Raw genomic sequence first — 9,217 nt, 5'->3', positions numbered from 1 at the left:
CGTAGCGAGGAAGGAGGTTCTATGGCTTTTGCCCCCCGTCGTCAACAGCTTTTTTAAATTTTCTGTATTCTTTTTTGCTTACGTCTAAAGATTGTTATCCCACTTCCTTCTCAACCGTTGGGACAGAACGATTTTTGCCACCAGACTCACTCTTTTCGATAATCAAATCTTTCCTTACTCACAGTCGATAGGGCGTCCCTTCCGCAGGGAAGGTCGGATTCCCACAGAAGACCTAAAAAAAAGAGTGAACCAAAGCGGTTCACTCTTTCATTGTATATAACAAGTCCGAACTATCCCTTAAGAACACCAAACCCCGGAATATGGAGGCGCTGCTCAAACTTTTTGAGAAGCCAGCCTGCGATAGTCACGAGGAACAAGTAATATGCTCCCACAACCATAAAGGCTTCCGTAAAGCGGAAGGTCTGCGCTGCAATACCGCGCGCCTCGCCAGTCAATTCGATGCATGTAATAATATAGGCAAGAGAGGAATATTTAATTAGATAGATCACTTCGTTACCGCAGCCCGGCAATGCCCGACGGAACGCTTGTGGTACGACAATCCAAAGCACGGTCTGGAATTTACTCATCCCTAATGCGGCTGCTGCTTTAAGCTGGCCTTCGCGGATAGAAAGCAAAGCACCACGCACATATTCTGAATTGTATGCTCCGCTACAGAGAGTAAACCCAAGAATAGCTGCTTCGGCCGGTTCCAAGTAGATACCGATTTTAGGCAGCCCGTAATATAAAATAAAAAGCTGTACCATAAGCGGTACACCACGGAAAAGCGATGTGTAGAAGTCCATCAGCTTTTGCACAAGCCTGTTACCGAATACGCGGCAACAACCAACAGCTATGCCTAGCAATTGCCCCATAATAGCGGAGGGAATAATGAGTACTACACTCATTAGCAGCCCCCTGTTTACGGCAGGGAGCAGTTGTTCAGTATAAAATGGATCCACTAGTCAAGCTCCTCACACATATCAGACAACTTGTTGCAGAAGTCTGCGGTACGAGTGCCGGAACCTTCTTTAAGGAGCTCTGCAGGAGAACCGTGTTCGATAATCTCACCCTGCTGCATAAATACAATTTCATCTGCAAGTGCGCGTGCAAAGTCCATCTGGTGGGTTGCCATAATCATAGTAAGCCCTTCCTTTGCAAGATCACGGATAACAGAAAGAACTTCGCCGACCAATTCCGGGTCAAGCGCAGAAGTCGGCTCGTCCAGTAAAAGGACTTTGGGCTCCATGGCAAGCGCACGAGCAATAGCAACACGCTGCTTCTGGCCACCAGAAAGCTCTGCAGGGTACAAATCGCCTTTGTCAGAAAGGCCAACACGGTCTAACTCTTTCTTCGCGATGTCACGTGCCTGCTTTTTGCTCATGCCCTTTACTTTGCGTAGAGCAATCGCGACATTATCCAATGCTGTAAGATGATCAAATAGATTGAAGTCTTGAAAGATCATACCGACCTGTTGTCGATAACCGTACAGTTCTTTTTTACTGTCCGTATCAACAACATTACCTTCAAGGACAATCTGTCCGTGTTCCGGTATAAGCAGATAGTTAATACACTGCAGAAAGGTGGACTTACCCGCACCGGAAGGCCCGATGAGTACTTTAAGCTCTCCCCGTTTAATATCGAGAGAAACAGATCGTAAAATTTCTTTCCCGCTAAGGTTCTTACAGATGTTTTGCATCTGCAGAATCGGGGTGTTGTTCTCACTTGGCATGTGTATATCCCTTACGTGGTATAGCCCGGAATACGGACTTTCTTTTCAAGAGCGAGCAGCAATCTTACGCCCACCATAGTAATGATAAAGTAAATTGCACCAGCTGTTATAAACAAAGTCAGATGCTCATAGGTTCGTGACGCAACAAAGTGTGTGCGTGTAAACATATCCATAGCACCTACAACATAAGCCAATGCAGAGTCTTTAAGAATAATAGAAAATTCGTTGGACCATCCGGGAATAGACAAACGCAGTGCCTGTGGCAAAATGATAGAACAAACACCTTGCATATCAGACATACCCAACGCGCGGGAAGCTTTCAGCTGTCCCTGAGGTAAGGCTTCGATAGAGCCCCTGAAAATCTGAGACTGGTACGCAGCACTTGTCATCCCCAACACAATGGACGTGGCGGCGAGAGCAGATAAATTAAGCCCCAGTAAATCAAAGATGCCGAAATAGAAAAGGAACATAAGCGTCAGAATCGGCACCCCACGGAAAAACCAGACGTAAAAGCCCAGAATAAAGCGAACTAATCGTGGCCCATAGACCAAGCCGACTGCCATAGGAATGCCCATGACGAGTCCGAGGCTCATAGCCCCGCCGACGATTACTAACGTCACGAGCGCGCCTTGCAAAATATATGGTAGCGCGTCTAATATTACTGCTAACTGTTCTAGCATAGAATATCGGACAAACCTTTCCGTTTGTCCTTCCTCCTTAGTTGTGCCTTGCGGCACTCAATAAAAAAGCTGAGAGCGTTTTAATGGAACACGCCCTCAGCTGAAATAGTATCTTTATAACTGGGCAACAAGCCAATTAGTGGTTGTCACCTTTAAGATGCTTTTCTTTGAGAACTTCCCAGTAAGGGTCAGCTTTCAGCATTTTGATACCTTTGTTGATGAGCTCAAGAAGTTCAGCGTTGTCTTTATTGATAGCAACACCAAAATCTTCGTGCTCACCGAAAGTGTCAATTACAGCCAATGGCAGTCCACGACCAATTGCATCATTAACAGGTGCAGCATCCATTGCTACAGCCTGAATGCGACCGTTCATGACATCCTGAAATGCAAGTGGAGCAGAGTCGTAAAACTTCAAAGTAAAGTTCCAGCCCTCTTTGCCCATATGCTCTTTGAGCCATTCTACCTGCGGGGTGCCGGACTGCACACCGAGACGTACTTTATCGTGCTGTATTTTGTCTACAGTAAGGCCGGAACCTTTTTTACCAGCGTAGACGTTAGCAACAGAGTAGTAAGGATCTGAAAAATTTACCTTTGCGGCGCGTTCAGGGGTAATGGTCATACCGGAGTAAACCATATCAATTTTATTTGAGAGAACGCTCTGTACGATCGTTGACCATTCCATTGGCTTATGCTCAACCTTGAAACCGAGCTTTTTAGCAATCCAGTTCAAGGAATCTACGTCAAAGCCAGCAGGTTCGCCATTTTTGTCAACATAAGCAAAAGGAGGGTAGTTTGCATCAATACCATTAACGTATGTTTTTTGTGCAAACGCTCCTGTGCCGAACAGTAAAACCAGACCAAGTGCTGCGATCAGCACACGTGTTGCTCTAAGCATTTTGTTCTTCCTTCTAGCAAGACAGATAAGCAATATGCGCAAATGACATTCTGAAATCATTTGCTTTCCCCAATAACCCACAACTATCTTGGCTAGCAGAAAGTGGCTTCGCTCGCAACCTCGAAATGAACAATTTTGCAAAACCAGTCGATTACGCACATTGAAATTCGTATGCTCAGCTATATACATGCCAACAACCTAGCTGAACGTAACTACCTACAAAAGAACCGCCCCGCACCTACAAAAATAAGAGCACGACACCACTTGTTTGCGCTGCCCTCTTTTATGCACTTGATCCACATCTGGCAACACTTTTGCTTTTTCCCTTTATTATTAAAGAAAACGCCAAGTCATATTGACTCGGCGCTGATCGGATTTTGTATTCTATAATAGGCTGTTAGCTTTGAAGAGCCTTCTTCAACGTAAAAATAAATGCAGCGCCAGTATTTGTGTCAGAATGAATAGGAGATTCCACCCAAATATCACCACCGTATGATCGAATAATCCTGCGACAAATAGCAAGCCCCAGCCCGGCACTACCATCCTTGACGACAGGAGACTCTTCATTTTCAAGCCTGTAGAATCTTTCAAAAATTCTACTCTGACTCTCCACAGGAATACCAGATCCTTCATCACGCACACTAAAGGATGCAAGCCCATCGCGTAAATGCAAGCCAACAGATACGGTTGAATCCCGTGGACTGTACTTGATGGCATTATCTATAAGGTTACGCAGAACTTCTGAAAGACCATCTAAGTCTGCAATAACACGAACATCTTTTTTCTCAGCATTATACTGAAGCACAATATTCTTCTCAAGAGCTGCCGGCATCATATCCCGCACGGTCTGTTCGACCACGGCATCTCCATCAATGGCGGCAAGCTGACTACTGTCTTTGTGATGCTGTGAGCGAGCAAGCACAAGTAAAGAATTTACCATTTTTGTCATGTGGTCAGCATTGCGCAGAATCGTATTTAAAAATTTCACCGCTGTAGAATGCGGAGTATCCGGCGCATCTATAAGTGTCTCAGCATATCCTTTTATACTGGTAAGCGGTGTCTTAAGCTCGTGGGAAACGTTCGCCACAAAATCACGGCGAACCCTCTCCAACTGCTCACGCTCACTCACATCATGGAATACCAGCACCATTTTCCGTGCTTCCTGTCTATCACGGAACGGAACAAGGTTCACAGCAAGATACACAGAATCCGGAAGTTCAAGAACAAGACTGGCATTCTTTGGAAGAGGAGAGCCCAGAATATCATCTACCGCCTGTTGCAAATCAGGTTGCATTGTCGCTTCTATGACAGTTCTGCCTTCACAGCCATCCAAGCAGTTCAACATATTGATTAATGCGGTATTGCAAGAATGAATTCTACCACGTTCATCCAATACCATAACGCCTTCAGTCATACCGTCAAACACAGCTTCAAGCCGTTTCTTTTGGTCAACAACCATCCGCAGATGCATTTCAATATTTTGAGCCATATCGTTGATGGCGGTAACTAGCGGCTCAAATTCTGTACCCGGATACGTGCGGATTCGACGCTGATACTGACCTAGCCCGATAGATTGGGCGGTACTGGCCAACCTGCGGATAGAAATAAGAAACGGCCTTGTTACAAGGAATCCAAACAACACTGTACCGAAAGTGGTAAAGATAAAGACCCATATCATTCCCGCCTCAAGCCTGTTCAAACGCTCGCTCGCTGAAGAGGCCGGAATAGCAACACGCAAAATACCAGCTGGAATAACTCCATGAGCCTGCTTGGCCTGCGCAGCATAAATCAAATCTTTGTGGATTGTTGTTGAGTACCGGACTTCAACGCCGGTTTTCCCTTCGAGAGCTGTAAGAACTTCCGGCCTGTCTGCATGGGAAGGAAGCTGGGTTAGCTTTGCATAGGGGACACTGGTGTCTGCCACAACCTGCCCTTCGGCAATATATGTGACACGGACATTTAAATAGCGCGATAGATCCTTTAACCAAGCATCAAATTCATGTATGTTGGAAAAACGATTTTCATGCGTCGTCCAGGCGACTGTGTTCAAATAGGTAACAGCTCTACTTTTGGCATCACGCAGGATATCTGTACGTAATGATGAGTCAAAATAATAGAAAGGAGGAATGAGTGCGACCATTAGCAGCAGGAACATTCCCGTTAAGAGTCTGTTACGGATGGAATAGTTGTTCATGGTATTTAATATCCGCTACTTTGTGGCAATTGTATGACTGTTATGTTACATCGCGACAGTACGGTGCGGAATTGATTTTGACAATAGTGTTGCCTTTTTCAGCTTGCTAAGAAGTATAAACTTGCTGCGAAAAGAAAACAAAACAATCGGAATCTCCAAAGTATGGATATATATACTGTTTTCCTTGTGCTGGCTGTATTAGCCGGTTTCATGATGGCGTTTAACCTTGGTGCAAACGACGTTGCAAACTCAATGGCGTCTGCTGTTGGTGCTAAAGCCATCACGGTTAAGCAAGCTGTGCTTATTGCGGGTGTTCTCAACTTTGCTGGCGCAGTTTTTCTTGGTGCTCAGGTTACCAAGACAATTTCAAAGGGGATTATTAACCCAGAAATGATTACCGATCCTAAGGTTCTTATGATCGGCATGTTTGCAGCACTACTGTCTGCCGGACTCTGGGTTCTTGTTGCAACTCTCACTGCACTTCCTGTTTCTTCGACACACTCTATTGTCGGGTCTATTCTCGGCTTTGGATTTGTTGTCGGCGGGCCTGAAGTGGTTAACTGGGGCAAACTGGGCTTCGTTGTTCTATCCTGGATTATTTCACCACTGTTTGGTGCTGCAATCGCAGGATTCATATTCTCATCAATCCGCAAGCGCATCCTGTTTCGAAGCCAGATGCTTATGCACGCACGTAAGTGGGCTCCATTCTGGATTGCACTTACATTTACTTTAGTGTTCTTATCCTTCCTGTTTAAGACACCATTCGGTAAAAACCTGCACCTTACATGGTGGGATGCTTCTTACCTTGCTCCACTTGTAACCGCAGTGTTCTGGTGCATTGCAAGATTGTTTGTGAATAAACTTATTCCAGAGCTGGATGAAGAGTCTGAAGCAGTTGAAGAACTGTTCCGGAAAATGCAAATTGGCACCTCCTGTTACGTTGCAATTTCTCAGGGTGCCAACGATGTTGCGAACGCTATCGGACCGGTGGCTGCTATCTACATGATTGCCCGCGACCACGCTCTGCTCAGCAGTGCTGAGGTTCCTCTCTGGCTTCTAGTTGTCGGGGGGGTGGGTATCACTCTTGGTATCGCTCTTCTTGGGCACAAAGTAATGGAAACCGTTGGCAGCAAAATCACCACACTAAACAACACTCGTGGCTTTGCTGTTGATTTTGGTGCAGCAACTACTGTACTTATTGCTTCCAACCTCGGCATGCCAGTTTCCACAACACACGCCTCAGTTGGGTCAATCGTAGGTGTTGGTGTAGCACGAGGTTTTGGTACTGTTAACTTCCAAATTTTATTTAAAATCGTTCTCTACTGGATTCTGACAGTGCCTATTGCAGCACTGAGCAGTATTATTATTTTCCAGTTGCTTCGATGGACGATTCTTTAAACATTTTTCACCGGTAGGTTCTTAGGAGGAAACTGCAATGAAATTTCGCGTTCCATTTTTTGGAATGTTATCCGACCGCACCCCGATGAGCGGACTGCTCGAGCACTACGGGCAAATTGAAAAAGGTATGGGATTTATTCACGAGTCCATGGAGTGCTATATCACCGGTGGCGCCTGCAGAGAATTCTATTCCCTGCAACAGGAAGTAGATGAAGCTGAATACCATGCGGATAAAATTAAACGTAACATCCGCAACCACCTTCCACACGGCCTGTTTATGCCAGTGGATAAGACTCTGTTCATCAACTATACCCGCAGTCAGGATAACATTCTCGACTCCGGTCAGGAAGCATTGAACTGGCTTGGTATGCACCGTCTTGCTATTAAAGAAGACATGCAGAAGCTTCTTCTTGATTACCTGTACGAAGTGACTAAGACCGTTGAACTATTAAAGAGCGCTCTTGAAGCAACAATTGACCTTGTTCAGGGTACTGTCACTGTAAGCCGGCAAGAAACAAAAGAACACTTCCGAGATATTCGCGCACAGCAACGCGAAGTATTCCGTATGAAACAAAATCTTATGGCGGAACTATACAACCTTGATCGTGAATTTAAGGAAGTCTATCAGCTCATGAAGTTTGTAGACAGCCTCTTCGACATGAGTCACAACGCGGAAAATTGCAGCGACATGCTGCGCGCTATGATTGTTCGATAAAGCAAAATGCCTGCGATGCTCAACATCGCAGGCATTTTTTATTCCATGAATATACCACATCCCACCGTATCTGTCGTACTCCCCGTATTTAATGGCGCAGCAACGCTTCCAACTGCTGTGGACAGTATTCTTGCCCAATCATTCACCGACTTTGAACTGATTCTTGTAGATGACGGTTCTACTGATTGTACTCTTAAGATCGTTAAAGGATATGTTGCGCAGGATGAGCGAGTTCGCGGTTTCACCATTCCCCACTCGGGAGTAGCCACTGCTGCAAACGCTGGTTTGTCCAAAGTTCGTGCGCCACTCATTGCACGCATGGACGCTGATGACTATTCCATGCCGGAACGATTAGCACAGCAAGCTACCTACATGCATGGACACCCGGAAATAGGTATTTTAGGAACCTGTGTAAAATTTGGGGGGAACAGGGAAACAGCAGGTGGATATGCACGCTATGTAGACTGGACCAACACTCTCCTGACCCCTGAAGAAATCAGACTACGGCGTTTTCAGGAAGCACCGTTTGCGCATCCCAGTACCATGTACAGAACCAAGCTTGTTGATCGTTTTGGAGGATACAAAACAGGTAACTTACCGGAAGATTACGAGCTATGGCTTCGCTGGATGTCCTTTGGAGTCAAAGCTGCCAAACTTCCAACCACACTACTCGTATGGAACGACCCTCCTGACAGACTTTCCCGAACAGGCGAGCAGTGCATGGTAGATAATTTCTACAAAATGAAATCACCCTACCTTGCTGACTGGCTCCACAAAAACGTATCACCTACCAGACGAATATACGTAATTGGTGCCGGAAAAACCAGCCGACAACGAGCGCTGATATTAGAGCAATACGGTATTGTCATTACAGGATGGATTGATGTCGATCCTAATAAAATTGGTAACATCGTAAACGGAAAACGGGTAGTAGGCAGAGAAATACTGGAACAAGAAACTTGTTTTGCTATCGCCTATCTAGCTGGACATGATGCTAACGATCAACTCGAAGAATTTATGCACACTAAAGGATATAAGCTTGGAAAAGACTATATCCTAGCCTCATAATCTCCTCCCATTTGCAAGCCTTCAGAATCATCAAAACGTGGACAAATAGTTATACGAGATTGGACTGCTTGTGGGCGCCTCCTCAACCACTCAGTTGTATTCAGGAAGCAAAAAACTTCTCCCCCCTGTCCCTATTATCTACCAACTTCCTGATCTGATAGATTAGCATACAAGTTGGCATACCACACAATCAATGCTTGCAGGGAACAGGTACAGCACGCTCTTATCCACTTAAAAGAAGGAAAAGCACTTCATAGCTCTCTATCAGACAAAAAAAAAGACCGCGTTTCGTTTGAAACGCGGTCTAGAAATAAATCTTGGCAGCGACCTACTTTCCCACAGGCTCCCCTGCAGTATCATCGGCGATGGTCGGCTTAACTTCCGAGTTCGGAATGGGATCGGGTGTACCCCAACCTCCATGGCCACCAAGAAAAATATGGCGGGTTAGTCTGTTCTTTGGAAAGGCGAGCAATATTTACCTTGCTGCCACGTCAAAGGACGAACCCTGAAATATTAATCTAATAGGGAGGAAAAGAAT

At 45.5% G+C, this 9,217-nt stretch carries 8 protein-coding genes and 1 rRNA gene; 3 read left to right on the top strand and 6 right to left on the bottom strand.

Annotated elements, in window-relative coordinates:
* Nucleotides 1-290 precede the first annotated feature (290 nt).
* From F461_RS0100195 to F461_RS0100175, 5 genes are all read right to left on the bottom strand, one after another.
* Nucleotides 291-959, bottom strand: a complete 669-nt coding sequence (locus tag F461_RS0100195; RefSeq protein ID WP_019999146.1) for an amino acid ABC transporter permease — start codon at nucleotides 957-959, stop codon at nucleotides 291-293.
* Nucleotides 959-1,729, bottom strand: coding sequence for an amino acid ABC transporter ATP-binding protein (locus F461_RS0100190; RefSeq protein WP_019999145.1), 771 nt, complete (start codon nucleotides 1,727-1,729; stop codon nucleotides 959-961). The genes F461_RS0100195 and F461_RS0100190 overlap by 1 nt, the downstream gene beginning before the upstream one ends.
* An 11-nt stretch (nucleotides 1,730-1,740) precedes the next feature.
* Entirely contained in the window at nucleotides 1,741-2,409 is a 669-nt protein-coding gene (locus F461_RS0100185) for an amino acid ABC transporter permease (RefSeq protein ID WP_019999144.1), read from the bottom strand.
* Nucleotides 2,410-2,545: 136 nt separating this feature from the next.
* Nucleotides 2,546-3,304, bottom strand: a complete 759-nt coding sequence (locus F461_RS0100180; RefSeq protein ID WP_019999143.1) for an ABC transporter substrate-binding protein — start codon at nucleotides 3,302-3,304, stop codon at nucleotides 2,546-2,548.
* A gap of 397 nt (nucleotides 3,305-3,701) precedes the next feature.
* Nucleotides 3,702-5,498 (bottom strand): ATP-binding protein, encoded by a 1,797-nt coding sequence (locus F461_RS0100175; RefSeq protein ID WP_019999142.1) that lies wholly within the window; start codon nucleotides 5,496-5,498, stop codon nucleotides 3,702-3,704.
* A gap of 162 nt (nucleotides 5,499-5,660) precedes the next feature.
* On the opposite strand from F461_RS0100175, the gene F461_RS0100170 reads away from it, so the two are divergent.
* The 3 genes from F461_RS0100170 to F461_RS0100160 are packed head-to-tail and all read left to right on the top strand — an operon-like array spanning nucleotide 5,661 to nucleotide 8,679.
* The gene (locus F461_RS0100170) at nucleotides 5,661-6,896 is read left to right on the top strand and encodes an inorganic phosphate transporter (RefSeq protein ID WP_019999141.1); all 1,236 of its coding nucleotides are present in this window, start codon (nucleotides 5,661-5,663) and stop codon (nucleotides 6,894-6,896) included.
* A 37-nt stretch (nucleotides 6,897-6,933) separates the two neighbouring features.
* On the top strand, nucleotides 6,934-7,611 hold the full coding sequence (locus F461_RS0100165; protein ID WP_019999140.1) for a DUF47 domain-containing protein: 678 nt from the start codon (nucleotides 6,934-6,936) through the stop codon (nucleotides 7,609-7,611).
* A gap of 45 nt (nucleotides 7,612-7,656) precedes the next feature.
* Nucleotides 7,657-8,679 carry a glycosyltransferase gene (locus F461_RS0100160; RefSeq protein WP_034605902.1) on the top strand — a complete coding sequence of 341 codons (1,023 nt, stop codon included), beginning with the start codon at nucleotides 7,657-7,659 and terminating at the stop codon, nucleotides 8,677-8,679.
* Nucleotides 8,680-8,994: 315 nt separating this feature from the next.
* Here the strand turns inward: F461_RS0100160 and rrf are convergent.
* Nucleotides 8,995-9,109 (bottom strand): 5S ribosomal RNA (gene rrf, locus F461_RS0100155).
* Nucleotides 9,110-9,217 lie beyond the last annotated feature (108 nt).

The organism is Halodesulfovibrio aestuarii DSM 17919 = ATCC 29578 (genome assembly GCF_000384815.1).
GTDB classification, from domain to species: domain Bacteria; phylum Desulfobacterota; class Desulfovibrionia; order Desulfovibrionales; family Desulfovibrionaceae; genus Halodesulfovibrio; species Halodesulfovibrio aestuarii.
Note: the sequence above shows the minus strand (reverse complement) of the source record. Positions and strands in the feature narration are given on the sequence as shown.

Coding starts and splice junctions, on each gene's coding strand:
- F461_RS0100175 (WP_019999142.1), bottom strand. CDS start 5,498: ATGAACAACTATTCCATCCGTAACAGACTCTTAACGGGAATGTTCCTG.
- F461_RS0100185 (WP_019999144.1), bottom strand. CDS start 2,409: ATGCTAGAACAGTTAGCAGTAATATTAGACGCGCTACCATATATTTTG.
- F461_RS0100180 (WP_019999143.1), bottom strand. CDS start 3,304: ATGCTTAGAGCAACACGTGTGCTGATCGCAGCACTTGGTCTGGTTTTA.
- F461_RS0100160 (WP_034605902.1), top strand. CDS start 7,657: ATGAATATACCACATCCCACCGTATCTGTCGTACTCCCCGTATTTAAT.
- F461_RS0100190 (WP_019999145.1), bottom strand. CDS start 1,729: ATGCCAAGTGAGAACAACACCCCGATTCTGCAGATGCAAAACATCTGT.
- F461_RS0100170 (WP_019999141.1), top strand. CDS start 5,661: ATGGATATATATACTGTTTTCCTTGTGCTGGCTGTATTAGCCGGTTTC.
- F461_RS0100165 (WP_019999140.1), top strand. CDS start 6,934: ATGAAATTTCGCGTTCCATTTTTTGGAATGTTATCCGACCGCACCCCG.